Origin of the sequence: Micromonospora sp. NPDC002717, from assembly GCF_040295705.1 — a bacterium.
In the GTDB taxonomy this organism is placed as follows: Bacteria; Actinomycetota; Actinomycetes; order Mycobacteriales; family Micromonosporaceae; genus Micromonospora.
The window spans coordinates 432,986-448,584 of record NZ_JBEOVW010000001.1 but is presented as its reverse complement, the minus strand read 5'-3'; the positions used below and the strand labels follow the sequence as shown (position 1 = coordinate 448,584).

The 15,599-nt window shown below is 71.9% G+C and carries 21 protein-coding genes; 8 read left to right on the top strand and 13 right to left on the bottom strand.

Features of this window, described 5'->3' with window-relative positions:
• Nucleotides 1-64: 64 nt before the first annotated feature.
• Nucleotides 65-631, bottom strand: coding sequence for a hypothetical protein (locus tag ABT006_RS02220; protein ID WP_350702068.1), 567 nt, complete (start codon nucleotides 629-631; stop codon nucleotides 65-67).
• 590 nt (nucleotides 632-1,221) lie between these two features.
• On the opposite strand from ABT006_RS02220, the gene ABT006_RS02215 reads away from it, so the two are divergent.
• Nucleotides 1,222-2,001: a prepilin peptidase gene (locus ABT006_RS02215; RefSeq protein WP_350702066.1), complete on the top strand. Its 780-nt coding sequence runs from the start codon at nucleotides 1,222-1,224 to the stop codon at nucleotides 1,999-2,001.
• A 17-nt stretch (nucleotides 2,002-2,018) separates the two neighbouring features.
• Here ABT006_RS02215 and ABT006_RS02210 read toward each other — a convergent pair whose 3' ends face one another.
• Complete coding sequence (locus ABT006_RS02210; protein ID WP_350702065.1) at nucleotides 2,019-2,654, bottom strand: phosphatase PAP2 family protein; 636 nt, start codon at nucleotides 2,652-2,654, stop codon at nucleotides 2,019-2,021.
• Between the two features lie 171 nt (nucleotides 2,655-2,825).
• On the opposite strand from ABT006_RS02210, the gene ABT006_RS02205 reads away from it, so the two are divergent.
• Entirely contained in the window at nucleotides 2,826-5,231 is a 2,406-nt protein-coding gene (locus tag ABT006_RS02205; protein ID WP_350702063.1) for a glycoside hydrolase family 65 protein, read from the top strand.
• A gap of 51 nt (nucleotides 5,232-5,282) precedes the next feature.
• On the top strand, nucleotides 5,283-5,774 hold the full coding sequence (locus tag ABT006_RS02200) for a GNAT family N-acetyltransferase (protein WP_350702061.1): 492 nt from the start codon (nucleotides 5,283-5,285) through the stop codon (nucleotides 5,772-5,774).
• Here ABT006_RS02200 and ABT006_RS02195 read toward each other — a convergent pair.
• The 5 genes from ABT006_RS02195 to ABT006_RS02175 form a co-directional block, all read right to left on the bottom strand.
• Complete coding sequence (locus tag ABT006_RS02195) at nucleotides 5,718-6,224, bottom strand: DUF8243 domain-containing protein (protein ID WP_350702059.1); 507 nt, start codon at nucleotides 6,222-6,224, stop codon at nucleotides 5,718-5,720. The genes ABT006_RS02200 and ABT006_RS02195 overlap by 57 nt on opposite strands.
• 120 nt (nucleotides 6,225-6,344) lie before the next feature.
• Nucleotides 6,345-6,956: a hypothetical protein gene (locus tag ABT006_RS02190; protein WP_350702057.1), complete on the bottom strand. Its 612-nt coding sequence runs from the start codon at nucleotides 6,954-6,956 to the stop codon at nucleotides 6,345-6,347.
• Between the two features lie 121 nt (nucleotides 6,957-7,077).
• Nucleotides 7,078-7,602, bottom strand: coding sequence for a hypothetical protein (locus tag ABT006_RS02185; RefSeq protein ID WP_350702055.1), 525 nt, complete (start codon nucleotides 7,600-7,602; stop codon nucleotides 7,078-7,080).
• Between the two features lie 80 nt (nucleotides 7,603-7,682).
• A complete protein-coding gene (locus tag ABT006_RS02180) occupies nucleotides 7,683-8,192 on the bottom strand; it encodes a hypothetical protein (RefSeq protein WP_350702053.1) in 510 nt (169 codons plus the stop codon).
• Nucleotides 8,193-8,226: 34 nt separating this feature from the next.
• On the bottom strand, nucleotides 8,227-8,817 hold the full coding sequence (locus ABT006_RS02175; protein ID WP_350702051.1) for a TetR/AcrR family transcriptional regulator: 591 nt from the start codon (nucleotides 8,815-8,817) through the stop codon (nucleotides 8,227-8,229).
• Between the two features lie 46 nt (nucleotides 8,818-8,863).
• On the opposite strand from ABT006_RS02175, the gene ABT006_RS02170 reads away from it, so the two are divergent.
• Entirely contained in the window at nucleotides 8,864-9,403 is a 540-nt protein-coding gene (locus ABT006_RS02170; RefSeq protein WP_350702049.1) for an HXXEE domain-containing protein, read from the top strand.
• 108 nt (nucleotides 9,404-9,511) lie between these two features.
• Here ABT006_RS02170 and ABT006_RS02165 read toward each other — a convergent pair whose 3' ends face one another.
• Entirely contained in the window at nucleotides 9,512-9,916 is a 405-nt protein-coding gene (locus ABT006_RS02165; protein WP_350702047.1) for a hypothetical protein, read from the bottom strand.
• 113 nt (nucleotides 9,917-10,029) lie between these two features.
• Here ABT006_RS02165 and ABT006_RS02160 point away from each other — a divergent pair, with 113 nt between their 5' ends.
• The gene (locus ABT006_RS02160; protein ID WP_350702045.1) at nucleotides 10,030-10,728 is read left to right on the top strand and encodes a permease-like cell division protein FtsX; all 699 of its coding nucleotides are present in this window, start codon (nucleotides 10,030-10,032) and stop codon (nucleotides 10,726-10,728) included.
• A gap of 31 nt (nucleotides 10,729-10,759) precedes the next feature.
• Here ABT006_RS02160 and ABT006_RS02155 read toward each other — a convergent pair whose 3' ends face one another.
• Both ABT006_RS02155 and ABT006_RS02150 read right to left on the bottom strand, forming a co-directional pair.
• Nucleotides 10,760-11,023: a hypothetical protein gene (locus ABT006_RS02155; RefSeq protein ID WP_350702044.1), complete on the bottom strand. Its 264-nt coding sequence runs from the start codon at nucleotides 11,021-11,023 to the stop codon at nucleotides 10,760-10,762.
• Nucleotides 11,016-11,558, bottom strand: a complete 543-nt coding sequence (locus ABT006_RS02150) for an RNA polymerase sigma factor (RefSeq protein WP_350702042.1) — start codon at nucleotides 11,556-11,558, stop codon at nucleotides 11,016-11,018. The genes ABT006_RS02155 and ABT006_RS02150 overlap by 8 nt, the downstream gene beginning before the upstream one ends.
• An 882-nt stretch (nucleotides 11,559-12,440) precedes the next feature.
• Here ABT006_RS02150 and ABT006_RS02145 point away from each other — a divergent pair.
• Nucleotides 12,441-12,785: a VOC family protein gene (locus tag ABT006_RS02145; RefSeq protein ID WP_350702041.1), complete on the top strand. Its 345-nt coding sequence runs from the start codon at nucleotides 12,441-12,443 to the stop codon at nucleotides 12,783-12,785.
• Nucleotides 12,786-12,877: 92 nt separating this feature from the next.
• Here ABT006_RS02145 and ABT006_RS02140 read toward each other — a convergent pair whose 3' ends face one another.
• From ABT006_RS02140 to ABT006_RS02130, 3 genes are all read right to left on the bottom strand, one after another.
• Nucleotides 12,878-13,222, bottom strand: a complete 345-nt coding sequence (locus tag ABT006_RS02140; protein ID WP_350702039.1) for a hypothetical protein — start codon at nucleotides 13,220-13,222, stop codon at nucleotides 12,878-12,880.
• A gap of 328 nt (nucleotides 13,223-13,550) precedes the next feature.
• Nucleotides 13,551-13,724 carry a hypothetical protein gene (locus ABT006_RS02135; RefSeq protein WP_350702037.1) on the bottom strand — a complete coding sequence of 58 codons (174 nt, stop codon included), beginning with the start codon at nucleotides 13,722-13,724 and terminating at the stop codon, nucleotides 13,551-13,553.
• Complete coding sequence (locus ABT006_RS02130; protein ID WP_350702036.1) at nucleotides 13,721-13,939, bottom strand: flavin reductase; 219 nt, start codon at nucleotides 13,937-13,939, stop codon at nucleotides 13,721-13,723. Before ABT006_RS02130 ends, ABT006_RS02135 begins: the two co-directional genes overlap by 4 nt.
• Before the next feature lie 399 nt (nucleotides 13,940-14,338).
• Here ABT006_RS02130 and ABT006_RS02125 point away from each other — a divergent pair, with 399 nt between their 5' ends.
• Nucleotides 14,339-14,713 carry a GntR family transcriptional regulator gene (locus ABT006_RS02125; RefSeq protein WP_350702034.1) on the top strand — a complete coding sequence of 125 codons (375 nt, stop codon included), beginning with the start codon at nucleotides 14,339-14,341 and terminating at the stop codon, nucleotides 14,711-14,713.
• Nucleotides 14,714-15,076: 363 nt separating this feature from the next.
• Nucleotides 15,077-15,454, top strand: coding sequence for a hypothetical protein (locus ABT006_RS02120; protein WP_350702032.1), 378 nt, complete (start codon nucleotides 15,077-15,079; stop codon nucleotides 15,452-15,454).
• Nucleotides 15,455-15,599 lie beyond the last annotated feature (145 nt).

Below are 15,599 nucleotides of genomic sequence, written 5' to 3'. Positions count from 1 at the left end.
GTGCGGGTGCGGGTCGCCCCGGCCCCGCTCGGCGCGACGGCCGGGGCGCCCCCTCCTCCCCAGGTCAGCACGGCAGGTCCTCGTGGGCGGCACCGGCGCTGATCAGCCAGCGGCCGTCCGGGTACCGGGTGGCGGTCGCCGTGGCCAGGTGCCGGGTCCCCCCGGTGCCGGGGACGACCCGCTTGTCCCTGGCGTAGACCAGGCGGTAGCCGGTCGCGTCCAGGCAGTCCTGGATCTCCACGGTGGGCGGGCTCGAATCCAGGCTCACCGACGTCACGGTGGGGTCGGAGACCAACGTGCCGGTACGCATCGCGCCGTGCTCCTTCGCCTCGCGGATGGACAGCCGGACCCGGGTCAGCAGCGGGTCGGCGAGGAACCGCGACAGGTCCGGGTGGTGGGGGTCGCTGCGCCCGCTCGCCGTGCGGGACGCGGCGAGGTATCCGGCGTACGCGGCCAGGGCCGCCTTCCTGGCGGCCTGCTCGTCAACGCCCCGATGGGTCGGGGTCGGGGCGCCGTTGGCGGGAGCCGCCCGGGTGGTCGTCGCCGGGTCGGCGCCGCAGGCCGTGACCGCCGCGATCGCCGCGATGGCGAGCAGGCGGGCCGTCGACCGGCCGAGCTGCCGTCCGCGCACGTCGTGCCTCCTCGGTGGCCGTCCGGAGGTCGGTGCACCGGCCTCCGGGCATGCGGCGGCGTGGCCGAATGGGGCCATCCGGACCTGTCGGAAAGCGTCGTCGCATTCGCCGTTATGGATATCTACAAATGCAAGCCCTGGGTCGTCCTGTCGTTTCGTCGCGGGGTTGCGCCGCACCCAAGGGGCGAGCATAGGCTGACGTCCGCCGATGCGACAGAGGCAATTCAGATGACTACCATGAGTGATGACAGGTGGTGGCGAGGGGTGACTGCGGGCGGTGTGATCGAGTCGGGCTGCGGGGTTCCGCAGGGCGGCTGGAAAAGTCGACGCGGTGGGAGTCCGTCCGGTGAACGAGTGGGCATCGTGGTCGCCGGGGGCTGTCCCGGACGCGGCGTCTGGTCCGATCCGTCCCCCGCCCTGAGGTATCAAAATTCCATTCGTATGGGATTCCCGCTCATGTGGTCGCGCTATTTCCGCGCGCATTTCCGCGATTCCGGCGGGAGGGGCGCAGGCCGTCGCGCCCGTTACCGGCCGGCCGGGTCGTCACTACCCTCCGTGTCGTGCCCCGGCGTCCGGCGGGAGGGCCGTCCATGGCGCTGACCGAACCGCCGGTGCGGGCGGAGCCCGCCGGGCCGCCGCCGGTCGCCTCCCCCGCCGCGCGGGCGCTGGCCGTCCTCGCCCTCGGCCCGGTGCTCCGCCTCGCCGCGATCCGGTACGCCGTACCGCCGGGGGTGGCCACCAGGACCGGGTGCGACGCCTGCGGCGCTCCGATCGGGCTGGCCCGGCCGTGGCCGGCGCTGGGCCCGACGGCCCGGTGCGGGCGGTGCCGGACGCGCGTCGGCCCGCCGCCCGGCGCGGTCGAACTCGCCGTGGCGGCGGCGCTCGGGGTGCTGCTGCTGGTCGGTCCGCCCGCCGCGGTGCTGGCCGCCACCGCCTGGTGGCTGGGCTGGGCGATCCCCCTCGTCTTCGTCGACGCGGCCGTGCACCGGCTGCCGGACCGGCTCACCTGGCCCGCCGCGGCCGGCACCTGGCTGGTGCTCGGCGTGGCCGCGCTCGCCGGGGCGGGGCCGGCGCCCTGGCTGCGGGCCACCGTGGCCGGGGCGGGGCTGGCGCTGTTCTTCGCCACCACCACGCTGCTGTTCGGCCGGCGCGGGTTCGGCCTCGGCGATGCCAAGCTGGCGCTCGGCGTCGGCGCCCTGCTGGGCTGGTACGGCTGGGCCCTCCCGGTGGTCGGGCTGGTGCTCGCCCTGCTGCTCTCCGGGCTGGTCGGTGTCGCGCTCCTGGTCACCCGCCGCGTCGGCTGGCGCAGCCACCTCCCCTTCGGCCCCTTCCTCGCCCTCGGCGCCGTCGCCGCGCTCCTCCTGACCTGAGCCCGCCCGCCCCGTGGTCAGCGGCGAGCGGTCGGGGTGGGGTCCGGGACGGGGCGCTCGGCGTGGCGGGCGCGGCGTTGGAGCAGGCCGGCGGCGGGGCGGGCGAGCAGCGGCGTGAGCAGCGCGGTGACGAGGGCGCCGAGCAGGACGCCGACGACCACGTCGTGCGGGTAGTGCACGCCGACGAAGGTGCGGGAGAACGCGGCCAGCGCCGCCACCGGCACCGCGACCAGCCCGACCCGGCGGGACAGCAGCAGCGTCGCCACCGCCAGCCCGCCCGCGATCGTCGAGTGGTTGCTGGGGAAGGACCAGTCGCCCGTCGGCGGGCAGTGCCCCGCGATGATGGCCAGTTCGGTCGCCACCGCCCGGCAGGGGCGCTCCTGGTCCACCACCACCTTCAACGCCTCACTGCACCCGTACGCGAGCACCACCGCCACCGGCGTCACCAGGGCGTACGCGCGGGAGCGCGGGCCGCCGCCGAGGCGCGACACGGCCGCCACCAGCCACAGTGCCCCGAGCAGCAGGATCGCGGCCTCGGTGAAGTGCCCGGCGAACCACTGCACCGGTTGCGGGGTGTCGGCGGCGAAGTCGACGATGTCCCTGTACCACTCGGCGCTGATCTCCGGCACATCCGTCGTGCCCGCATCAACCATGACTCACCTCACCAATCGTTCATACCGCGTTTACCTCACGGACAACCCTGGAACACCTGGAAGCCGGACGCAGTGTGCGTTGGTCAGGCCGAGACCCTGACTTTCGTCTCAGCGATCTCTCAGCCCGGTCTGCCACGGTCGACCCGGTACGTCGGACTCCCTGGAGGCGCTGTGCACGACACCCCGACCGCCGATCGGCCGCCGACCGCGCCCGGGGCCGGGGACGACGAGGCCTGGCGGATCCGGCGTACGGAGGCGGACCTCGACCGACTCGCCGAGACGGAGTCGATCTTCGCGCTGGGCAACGGCTGGGTCGGCTGGCGCGGCAACCTGGACGAGGGCGCCCCGTACGGCATGCCCGGCAGCTACCTGAACGGCTTCCACGAGCGGCGCGAGCTGACCTACCCCGAGGACGGGTACGCCTTCCCGCAGCTCAGCGACACGGTGATCAGCGCGCCGAACGCCGCCCTGATCCGCCTCTGGGTCGACGGCGAGCCGCTGGACGTGCGCACCGGCACCCTGCGCACCCACGAGCGGGTGCTCGACCTGCGCGCCGGGGTGGTCGAGCGGCACACCGAGTGGGTCTCGCCGGCCGGGCACGGCGTACGCGTACGCAGCACCCGGCTCGTCTCGCTGCCCCGCCGCCCGGTGGCCGCCGTCCGGTGGAGCGTCGAGCCGCTGGGCGGGACGGTCGACGTGCGGGCCTGCGCCGATCTGCTCGCCAACGAGCGGGTGCCGGAGCGCTCCGACGACCCCCGCGCCGCCTCGGTGATCCATGACCCGCTGACCGCCGAGTACCGCCACTCCAACGGGCACGACGGCGTCCTCGTGCACCGCACCGAGCGCAGCGGGCAGCGGGTAGCCGTCGCCGTCGCGCACGAGGTGCGGGCCCCGGCCGGCTTCGCCCCCGCCGTCGACTGCGCGCCGGACCGGCTGCGCCTCACCCTGACCGGGACGCTGCGCGCCGGCGAGCGGCTGGAGCTGACGAAGTTCGCCGCGTACGAGTGCGCCACGGTGGACGCGACGCCGCCGCAGGGGCTGGCCCGCCTGGTCGCCGAGGAGGCCGGGGCAGCCCGCGCGGCAGGCTTCGACGCGCTGCTCGCCGCCCAGCGCGCGGCCCTGGACGCCGCCTGGCAGACGGCCGACGTGCTGCTCGACGGCGACGCCGAACTCCAGCAGGCCATCCGGTTCGCCGTGTTCCACCTCATCCAGGCGGGCCGGCCGGACGGCGACCGGACCATTCCCGCCAAGGGCCTGACCGGCAACGGCTACGACGGGCACGTGCTCTGGGACACCGAGGGCTACGTGCTGCCGGTGTTGACGTACCTCGCCCCGGAGGTGGCCCGGTCGGCGCTGCGCTGGCGGCACGCCCACCTGCCCGAGGCCCGCGAACGCGCGGCGGAGCTGCGGCTGGCCGGGGCGACCTTCCCGTGGCGCACCATCGGCGGCCGGGAGTGCTCCGGCTACTGGCCGGCCGGCACCGCCGGGCTGCACGTCAACGCCGACATCGCCGACGCGGTGCTGCGCTACGTCGCCGCCACCGGCGACCACGAATTCCTCGCCGGGGCCGGGCTGGAGCTGCTGGTCGAGACGGCCCGGCTGTGGCACGGCTTCGGCCACTGGTCCGACGCGGGCACCTTCCACCTGCGGGGGGTGACCGGCCCGGACGAGTACTCCGCCCTGATGGACGACAACCTCTTCACCAACCTGATGGCCCGCCGCAACCTGCGCGGCGCCGCCGACGCCGCCGAGCGGTACCCCGAGGCGGCGGCCCGGCTCCGCGTCGACCCGGCCGAGGTGGCCGGCTGGCGGGCCGCCGCCGACGCGGTCTTCGTCGCGTACGACGGCAAGCGCGGGGTGCACCAGCAGGCGGCCGGCTTCACCGCGCAGCCGGAGTGGGACTTCGCGAACGTCTCCGACGACGACTACCCGCTGCTGCTGCACTTCCCCTACCTGGAGCTGTACCGCAAGCAGGTGGTCAAGCAGGCCGACCTCGTGCTCGCCATGCAGCGGTGCCCGGGGGAGTTCACCGCCGACGAGAAGGCGCGCAACGTCGCCTACTACGAGGCGCGGACCGTCCGGGACTCGTCGCTGTCGGCCTCCCCGCAGGCGGTGCTCGCCGCCGAGGTCGGGCACCTCGACCTGGCGTACGACCTGTTCGCCGAGTCGGTGCTCCAGGACCTGGCGGACCTGGGCGACAAGACCGGCGACGGGCTGCACCTGGCGTCGCTGGCCGGGGCGTGGCTGGCGCTGGTGCAGGGCTTCGGCGGGCTGCGCGACGACCGGGGGGTGCTCTCCTTCGACCCCCGGCTGCCGGCACGGATCGACCGGCTCGGCTTCTGCCTGCGCTGGCACGGCCACCGGCTGCGGGTCACCCTGACCCGGGACGAGGCCCGCTACGAGCTGCCCGACGCCGACCCGGCGACCGGCATCGAGGTGTGGCACCACGGCGAGCAGTTCCGGGTCACCGGCGCCGGGCCCGTGGCACGGCCGATGCCTGTCGTTCCCGACCCCGGCCCCGAGCCGACGTCCCCGCCCGGCCGCCGCCCCACCCGCCGCTCCGCCGGCGACCGCTGACGCCGCGATATCCCGGGGCGGGCGCGGGCCGCGGTTGGCTAGGGTGGCGCGGTGCCCGACCTCCAGCGGCTCGCCGCCCACCACGCCGCCGCGCTGCTGCGCTTCGAACGCGAGAACCGGGAGTGGTTCGCCCGGTCGGTGCCGGACCGCGGCGACGCGTACTTCGCCGACTTCGACGCGCGGCACGCGGGGCTGCTCGCCGAGCAGGAGACCGGTGCGTGCCACTTCCACGTCCTGGTCGACGCCGACGGGGCGGTGCTGGGCCGGTTCAACCTGGTCGACGTCGCCGACGGCGAGGCCGAGCTGGGCTACCGGGTGGCCGAGCGGGCCGCCGGGCGCGGGGTGGCGACCGACGGCGTCCGCCGCGTGGCCGCGCTGGCCCGTGCGGCGTACGGGCTGTGCCGGCTGAGGGCCAGGACGACCCTGGACAACGCCGGCTCGCTCGCGGTGCTGCGGCGCACCGGCTTCACGCCGGTCGGCGAGATGTCACTCGATGGGCGTCCCGGCCTGCGGTTCGTCCGCGAGCTGACGGCCGACGACTGACGCGCCGGTCATCCGCTCCCGGACGGCCTCCAGCGCCTCGAAGGCGTACGCCCAGTTGTGGCACTTGAAGCTGCGCAGCCCCTCGATCGGGGTGCGGCAGTCGGCGCAGCGCACGCCGGCGATCGCGTCCGGGACCTCGGTGTTGACGTACCTGCGGTCGCCGAGGATGACCGTCGCGATCATCATCCGGTCATGCACGCCGGAGAGGGCGGAGGAGACGATGTCGTACCAGGTGACCCGCCGCCCGCACTTGGGGCAGTCCGGCTCGTCGCCGCTGACCCACAGCGGGGCGCCGATGCTGCGCAGCGGCATGCCGAGCAGCTTCTCGATGCGCCGCACGTCCGACTCCGGGGTCGTCCACCGGTGCGCGCCGGGCAGCGACGCGGGCGAGTCGTAGACGGCACGGAACAGGACCGGGTCGACCTCCACGGTCTCGCGCTGACGGGTCATCGGCGTGCCTCCTCACGGTCGGTGCCCCCACCGTCGTCGCAGGTGGGGGCAGGCTCAACCGGATCAACGACACGGCGGGCCGCCGGATCGCGTCGTGGCCGTCGACATCCGCCGGCCGGCTCAGCTCTCCGGCGGTGGCGGCAGTTCGGCGTGCCGCACCCGGTAGCCGCCCTCGGTCACCGGGGCGAAGGGAGCGGGCGCCATGCAGGTGCCCACGCTGCCCTCCCGCCACTGCCCGTCCGGGCCCTGGTCGGCGTTGACCACCGCCCAGGAGAAGCCGACGCGGTCGCGGCCCGGCCCGTCGTACACGCTGAAGCCCAGCCGCCGCCCGACGAGGTCGGCCACCGGCGCGTCGGCCTCGGTGACCACGGCGGTGAGGGTCGCGGTCCGCGCGGCCGTGACCAGGCAGTCGACCCGGGCCGCGAAGCGGACGGTGGAGCCGTCCGCCGCGACCCGGTGGGCGACGTGGACGGTCCCGGTCGCGTCGGTGGGCAGGCCCTGGGGCGCCCCCGGCAAAGGTCGGGTGTACGGGGTGGCGCGCGCGTCGAAGCTGAAGCTGCGCACGTCCTGGTCCGGCGCGAACGTCAGCCGGATCTCGCCGCTGCCGGTCACGCGCGCGGTCCCGGCGGGCTCCCGGTCCGCCGTCGCCGAGGCGGTGGCGCCCGACGCGCCGGCCAGGGCCACGCCGACCACGACGGCCGCCGCGCCCAGCCCACGGAGTGTCGTCCTCATCGATCCTCCCGAAAACGGTGGCGACCCCTCGTCGCCCTCGCCCTCCAGGCTTGCGGCCGGCCGCCGGCCACACCTCCCGCGACGGCGTGAGTCCCCTCCTTCCCACGGGGGACGCCCGCCGTCAGCGGTCGTTCAGCATGAGCAGCACCGTCTCGTGCTCGACGTCGACGAACGCCACCCGCCCGCGCGTGGCGGGCGGGGCCTCGTCGTACGACCGGCTGTGCAGCCAGCGGGCCCCGGCCGGGAGGTGCGGCCGGAGGTCGGGCCACACGTCGGCGGGCGTCCTGCCCTGGTCGTGCTGGGCCGGGTCGTCGGCCGCGACGGGCGCGAAGTCGTACTGCTCCGCCAGTTCTCGGGCGTCCTGCGGATGGAGCCTGACGACGGCCTGGTACGCCCAGTCCGTCGGACCCGGGACCCGGGAACACGGCTCGCCCAACGCGCGAGCCTGCCAGTGGATCTCGGGATAGTCCCCGAGACCCGGCAGATCCTCCGGCGGGTCCCAACGGTCCACCCGGACCTTGGCCTCCGCCTCGTCCACCGACTCCTGGCACCCCCGCGCCTCGCGTGCCGCCGCGCCGCCGCAGCCGGCGACCAGCCCGATCGCCGTGACGATGGTGGCGGCCCGTGCCAGCGTCCCCGTCCTCATGGCGAGGACAGTAGACGGTCGCCGCTCACCCCTCACCGGGCCGGCGCGGATCGGGACCTACGCCCAGATCGCCGTGCCGGTCAGCCTTCGTAGAGCGGGTAGTCCCTGGTGCTCGGCTTCGTGTCGTCCACACCGACAGCCCGCAGGTCGGCCGTGTCGAACGTCAGCTCCGCGCGGTCGCCGAGCATCACCGCGACGAGTGCGTCGAGCATCTCCAGGTGGGTCTCGCGCGACTCGGCGGTGAGGGCGTCGATGCGCTGGCTGGCCGCCATGATGCGCTCGCCCTCCGCCCCCGCCTCCTCGACCTTCCGGATCAGGAGGCCCGCCTCCAGGAAATCGGACCACGGAGTGCGCAGCGCGAAGAACGAGGCGGCCGTCGAGGAGAACAACATGAACAGCACCCGGTGGGTGAACGTGTCGACGCCGTCCCGGTGCAGCCGCAGCCCGAAGAGCTGCTGGAGCCCGTCGAGCATCGCCGCGTAGTGCGCCTTCAGCGCCGCGTTGTAGGCCGACGATTCGGCGTAGTAGCCACCGAACCTGTTGCCCTGTGCGGCAAGGTAGACGCGGACGAGGTCGCGCCGGTCGTACATGCAGCCCTCCTGCGGTGAATCCACAACGTTCGGTTCAGGCGTCGACGGCGGTGCCGGCCCGGCCGGTCAGAGCCTTCCAGGCGGTGTCGGCGAGTTCGCAGACGTCGGTGTCCGTCAGGGTGCCCTCGACCAGCCACCGGTAGACGAGCGGGCCGGCGAGGAGATCACGCGCGGTGGCCGGCGAGGTGTCGGACGGGAGGTCGCCACGGGCGATGCCGCGCTCGACGACGTCGGTGATGGTGTTGAGGCGGGGACGCAGGTACCGCTCCCGCAGTGGTGCGGCGAGGTCGTCGCGCCCGATGCTGTCGGCGAGTACGCCGAGGATGACCGGCGCCAGGCCGGCGAGCCGGTCGACGAGGCCGCGTGCCAGGTGGTGCAGGTCGGTGCGGGTGTCGCCGGTGTCCGGGGCGGGCGCGACGGGCACCGCTTCGGCCAGGGCGTCGACGACCAGACTGGCCTTGTCGGGCCAGCGGCGGTAGACGGTCGGCCTGGTCACGCCCGCCCGGGTGGCCACCTTCTCGATGGAGAGGGCGCGGTAGCCGCCGTCGCGGAGCAGGTCCAGGGTGGCGTGCAGGATCGCCGCGTCGGTCTCCGGCCTCCGGGGCCGACCTCGCTCGTTGGCCACGTCACATCCTCTATAATTTACGAACTGTATCGTAAATTATAGGCCCATGACTTCGCGGAAGGACGGAGCCCTCCCCGCGGCGGCCACCTGGGGGCTGCTGGCGGCCTGGGCGATCCACGACGCCGAGGAACTCGCCACGATGGGCGGCTGGCTCGACCGCGCCCGGCCACGGCTGCGGGCCCGCTTCCCGCAGGTGCCCGAGCGGGTGTGGGACCAGCTCCGGGTCAGCCCGGCGCAGGCACGCATCGCCATCGGCGCGATGGGCGTCGTGATGGCCGCCGCGGCGGCCCGGGGCGCTCGCACCGGCGGGCGCAGCGGCTTCTACCAGTCGGCCCTGGTCGGCTTCGGCCTGCACGCGGGCGGGCACGTCGCCCAGGCCGTGGTCACCCGCGGATACACCCCCGGCGTGGTGACCGCGCCGCTGGTCGTCGCCCCGTTCTCGCTGTGGGCCTGGCGGCGTCTGCGGGCGGCCGGCGTACCCCAGGCCGGTGGCGGTGCCGCAGCGAGCGCGGCCCTGCTGCTGCCGCTCGTCGCCGGCGCCTGTCACGCCGTGGCCCGCATCCTGGCACCGGAGCGGCCACGCTGACGGGCGTGCCGGCAGAATCGATCGACGGCGGCGGCACCGCCGCCAGCAGCCCGGCGACCCTGGCACCACGCCGGGCGGGGGCCGGCACCCGCATAGCCAAGATCAGCGCTAGCGATCCGGCAGGAACTGTGCCGCCCACATCGCCTTCGCCCGGACTCTCGGATCCGCGCTCAGCTGGGTGAGGATGCCCCGGGCTCGCACAGGGGCACCTTCGACGAGGTCCAGGATTTCGGCGGACAACCCGTCCTGGTCGTCCCCCAGGTCCCGAGCCGCCGCTTGAAGCAGCACCGGCAACGACTCCACCCCAGCGATGCGGGCCAACGCGGTGGCGATGGCGTCGCGAGCGAAGAAGTTGCCCTCGCCGAGGTAACGGTCGAGTTGGGCCTCCAGGGCAGGCAGCAGTGCCGCATCGCGGCTGGCCACGAGGTCGTCGACGATGTCGTACACCTCGGTGCCGTCGTCGTCCTCTTCCGGCTCATCGATTCGCTGGACGAGAGCATCCACGCTTGCCATGCAGGAAGCCTAGGGCCCTGGCGAACGCGGGAACCGACGTGACCGCCCGGCAAGCCGTTCCGGCCAAGACCTTGGGATCATTCGATGCCTCGCGCCCACCTACGATCTGACCCATGCGTCGCGTCGCGCCGGTATTGGCTCTCTTGCTCCTGGCCGCTTTGTCCGCTTGCACCTCCGAGCCGAAGGACGCCGGGCACACGACGTTGACCGTCCTGCTGGACCGCGACGTGACGGCAGCGCAAAAACGTGCGGTGGAGCAGCGGCTACGCGCGATGCCGAGCGTGGAGGGTGTCGCCTTCGAGACCCGCGAGCAGGCCTACGAGAAACTGCGGAAGGACTCGCCGGAACTGGTGGCGGACCTGGATCCGGAGAACCTGCCGGAGTCCCTCCACGCGACTGTCACGGACGCGTCGGTCGCCGAGGCAGTCGATCTGGTGATGGGTACGGTCGACGGCGTCGAGTGGGTCGGGCTCAGGATCGCCGATGCTGATCCCCTGCCGTCGCGGATCGGGGCGATCGTCCGGCTGGAACCGACGGCTACGGAAAAGCAGCGAGCCGCCGTAGAGGAGGCCGTCCGGGCGCTACCCGGCGCGGAGTCGGTCGAGTTCGAGGAGCGCGACGCCGCCTACGAGCGGCTACGCAAGCAGTGCCAAGGCAAGGGCGACCTTGCCGCGCAATTCGACTCGCAGGTGGCGCGCGCTTCGCTGCGGCTCCAGCTTCCCTTGAACGGCAAGGGTGGGACCGGGCTACCCGAGGTCGAACGCCTTGAAGGCGTCGAGGCGATTCGCTTGGTGCCCGTGGCGATGCTCTGAGTGGCGCCGCCGGAGCGGCCAACGGGGGTCTCTACGTCGTCCTCCTCCGCAGCTCGCAGCGACCGTCGGTGCAGGAGCGCTCCAGGCGCCCCGACGAAAGCGTCTGCATGAGGCCGACCGCCCAGCACATCGGACAGCCCCGGAGTGCGAGCAGGCCGACGGGGAAGAGCAGCAGGCTAACCGGGCCGACGACCGGCAGGAGTGCGATCGAGCCGATCAGCCCGCCGAACCCGACCACGCCACGGGCGAGGTGCCGCGCCAGCGATTGACTGGCGAACGAGGGACCATCAGCCATCGATCATCCCTCCCTGCAGGGCGCGGTGCACCGAGGCGCGGGCGCGGTGCAGCCGGGACTTCATCGCGGCCGTGCTGAGGCCGAGCGCGTCGGCGACGGCCCGGCCCGGGAAGCCTTGGATGTCCCGCATGATCAGCACATGACGCTGGTCGGCGGGCAACGCGGCGATCGCCTCGGCGACGCGGCCGGCTTCGAGACGTTGCAGCACCTCGTCCTCGGCCGACGCCGCGGCGATGTCGGCCACTGGCGCAGGGCGATGGCCGACGAGCCGCAGCCGGCGCAGGCATTCGTTGCGTACGATCCGAAACATCCACGATGCCAGCGCCCCGGAGGCACGCAGCGTGCCAATCTTGCGGTAGAGGATGATCAACGCCTCCTGCGCCGCATCCTCGGCATCTTCGGGCGTGGCGCACAGCGTGTGCGCGAACCGCCGCACGCCCGGGTACGAGCCGGAGACCAGCGCGGTGACCGACGCGATGTCCCCGCGCTGGGCGGCGATAACCAACTGCTCGCTCGGCCATGCGGTCTCAGCCACGGGAACGTCCCCTCCGTCGCAGCAGGAATACGGTGCACATGCAGACCACGAGGGCTCCGACCGCGATGGCACCCCACCATACGAGCTCCATGTCATCCTCCAGTTCTCCGCCGGCGCGTCTCGCCGGCACAGGTAAGAGGCGACGAGCCCGGCAGAGGATTCGGGTCCTGACCGACCAGTTGCAACGGCGCCCGCACTCGGCGAGAAAGCAGCCACTTGTACGAAGATTGTCCGGAATTCATCGGAGCCGGTCTCCTGCGGACGCCGGCTACCCGAGAGCCCGCCGGGTGGCCTCACTTATGGGTTGTCGCGGATGACCAGCAGCGGTAGAAGGCCAGCAGTCCACACAGACGTGCATGATTGACGGTGGCTGCCTTCGTTTTCGCACCACATCAGGTCCCGCACTTCAATTTCCCTTGCCAGCCAAAGGATGTCTCAGTGAGCGACACACCGCATCTCGGTCCAGTTCCCCAGCGCATTGCCGTATCCTCGCCGAGATCTTCTCTGAATACGCGGCCGGCGCCGTCACCGTGCCCCAGCCATGAATAGCCACCACGCCGGGCAAGCCCTCACCGAGCCATGATCACAATCCCCGGCTGGCGCACCAGGCGTATGTCAGCAGCTCCCCGTACTGACCGCTGCGTCGGGCGCGCTACGGGCGCGGCTGACTCAAGGGCCTAAGATCGTGCCCTTGGAGAGTCGCGGAGCCGTCAGCGTGGTGCCCTGCGGCGCGCTGAATTGCTCGACTCGGGTCGATGCAAGTTCCATTGCAGCGACATGCCGCCCGTGCGTGAGATCAGGGGGCGATGGCCACACAGTGGCGGGGAAGCAGAAGATCAAAACCATCTAGTACTTCGTTGAGTTACCGGAGGTCAGACAGCCATGCAGATCTACTACCTCGAAATCGTGACCAAGGAAGTCGACGTGGTGTGTGCCACCTACGCAGCAGCGAATGGGGTGCAGTTCGGCGAGCCGGATTCCGGGCTCGGCAACGCGCGGACGGCCGAAATGCCGGGAGGCGGGCTGGTGGGGGTGCGGGCGCCGTTGCGCGAGACCGAAGAGCCGGTGGTGCGGCCCTACTGGCTGGTAGATGACATCGAAGCGGCCGTCGCAGCGGTAGCGGAGGCCGGCGGCGAGATAGCCGTGGAGCCGCTGGAGATCCCCGGGCACGGCACCTTCGCCATCTACGTCCAAGGCGGCAACGACCACGGCTTCTGGCAGCTGTAGACCATCAGCCGAGACGCGCCTGTCGAGGATCACCTGAGACACGGCGCGGCCCGGTCCGCCGCATTACCGTTCGGGGCGCCCGGCCAGTCGGGCTAGCGTGACCAGGATCGGGGCCAGGCTTCCACGCGCGTGACTATTCGCTGGAGGCTTGCCTCGAAAGCAGCGTCGTCAAGATCGTCCTCTCGGCGACGGGACCACAACTCATTCAGTTCGTCTTCAATGGCACCCAGCTCGATGAGGCGATCGGCGGATGCAAGCGCCCTTCGGCGCAACTCGGCCGGGCTTCCGGAACTGGTGGTCATCTTGTCCGCGAGGACGGCGAGTGTGCAGCGCGCCTCAGCGGCGATGCCGCGCCCGGCGGCCTCCACGGCGTGCAGGGTCCCCTCCGGGCCCTGGACGATCTCGGTGAACAAGGCGAGTAGCCGCGAGTTGCGCACGAGTGGTCCGTCCGTCATCGTCCGGCCTTTCGCTGTTCCATCACTGCCGTCGCTTCAGCCGAGTCCAGGATTCAGGAAGCTACCCGCTTGGCAGCCGACCTGCTGCTGCACTTCGCTGCTGTACCGGCCCCGATCCTGGCAGCAGCGAAACCCGGTCAGGGCCGTTGACCTGCGGAAAGTGGGCCGCCAGGGACTCGAACCCTGAACCTATGGATTGCCGGCGAGCGGGTTGGATGGGCTGTCATTCGAGGTCATCCGGCCTGCTGGCGTGCGTCTCGGTTCGGTTTGGCTGACACGGTTGCTGTACTTCGCTGCTGTACTGCTGGCGTTAGATGAGGCGCTGGATGCGGACCTTGGGTTGCTCGTTCTTGAGGTGGCTTTCCTTGTGCTGGCGGACCTGCTCGTCCCAGACCTCCTGGTCGTAGTCGGGGTCGGGCGGGATCCACTTGTGGGAGCCGTCGCTGTAGTGGAACTTCTCGTCACCGGCCCGCAGGATGCTCATCGGGTCCAGCCGAGGAAGCGGTGGTGCAGGTGGCCGGCGGGAACGTGGGCCAGGTCCTGGGCGGCGTCGACGAGCTGCGCGGCTAGGTAGAGGGCGAGCGACACCGGGGCGCGATCGTACTCCGCTCGTAGCTCGCGCCGCCGGGTTTGACAGGGCCAGTCGGCACTACACCCGCCGCACGTCCAAGTCGGTATGACTGGGAGGTGAGTCGTCATCTCGGCGTCTCCCGTGCTGCCCGCCACTCCGATGCCGGGGCACCTTGCCGGTCGTGGTCTGACGGCCAGTGCCCTCTGTTGATCGGGATCCGATGCCTGGTGCGGCAGGGCAGCTCGCCTCCACATCGGCAGACCTTCCGCCCCCGCTGCCATGACCAGACCGGCCGGTGCCGCCTGGCGAGAGTGAGCGCGACGGCTACCAAGTACTCCTCGTACGAGACGCGAGGCACCAGGTCTCCCCTCGGGTGTCGGCCAATGCGGGCAGCACGTCGGGACTGGCGATCGTGCAACTCCACAGCTCACGTCACCGTAACGACGTAGGAACGTAGATACAATAAGATGTAGAGCTGTTGGGCACATAGCGTCACGTTCGTGATTGACCCCAGTGCGGATCGTGCCGTGTTCCGGCAGCTCGCAGACCTCCTGCGAGACCGGATCACGTCTGGCGACCTCGCGCCCGGGGCATCGCTGCCCAGCGAGCTGCGGCTGGCTCAGGAGTATGGGCTGAGCCGCACGAGCGTCCGACAGGCGGTAGCGCTACTCCGGTCGGAAGGGCTCGTGATCGTGGAACCACCGCGCGGCACGTTCGTCCGCGCCGTTGAGCCGACCGAGACGGTGACTCTCCTCAAGGGCGACACCGCCACCGCTCGGATGCCTACACCAGCCGAGCGACGCGAGCTGGAGATGGGCGAGGGCATCCCGGTCATCGTGATCTTCCGCGCCGACGGCTCCCGCGAGTTGTACTCCGCTGACCGCATCCGCGTAGGTCGCTGACCCGTCCCCACCGCCACCAGTGACCCCCGCTGGGGCCCCAACCTGTCGGATGCTGCCGGCCGGTGGCTGTCCTCGTCAACGAGCAGGTGCCGGCCGCCATCGCTTCGCGTTCGGGACCGGCCCGCATCGAGGCTCGTGCTGCCTTCCCGCTGCCTCGCTGCCTGACGCATTGCTACAAGCTCTGTGCCTGCGGTCCCGGCACGTCTGTCCTCATGTCTGACCTCGGCCCCGGAGTTCACCGTTAGCGCGAGTCGTCCTCCGCTGGCCTGGGCTGCTGTCCTCGGCAATCTCCTTCAGGCCGGCGCTCGCTACTGGGCGTGTCGCTGGCCCGGGAAAGAACTCGCTCCCACCACACTTGCCGTCATGACTGAGCCGAAGGCAGACATGCCGCGGGTGTATTTCACCGTGCCCGGTGTGGAAGACCTGACCAGCGTGATCATCATGTTGCGCACGGCCGGAGCCACGATTACGGACGAGTGGCGCGAGTTCATGGTGGAGGGCCCCTTGACCGCCCGACAAGCCGCCGCAGTATGGCAGCTCGCCGAGCATGTCGACAGCGGTAGCGAGTCCAATCGGCTCGGTGTGCGGGTGGATCCGTCGGGTGACCTGAAGGCGGCGCTGGACGTCATGTGTCCGGACGGGTGGACTATCGACGCCTTCGACTGGCCGGATGCGGCCTGGTCCGACACAGATCAGTGGTGGATGGAGCAACAGCAGCTCCAGCGCAGCCGCCGAGGATAGGTTGCAGACGCACCAGCCCGACGGCAGGCGCCTTGACACAGATCTATGGGAATGTCAGGACGACGATTGCTGACGGTTCGGTGCGCAGATTGCGACGCCGGACCCCCGGCCGGCCGAGGGCTGTAGCGGTGGACTGGCTTGCTGT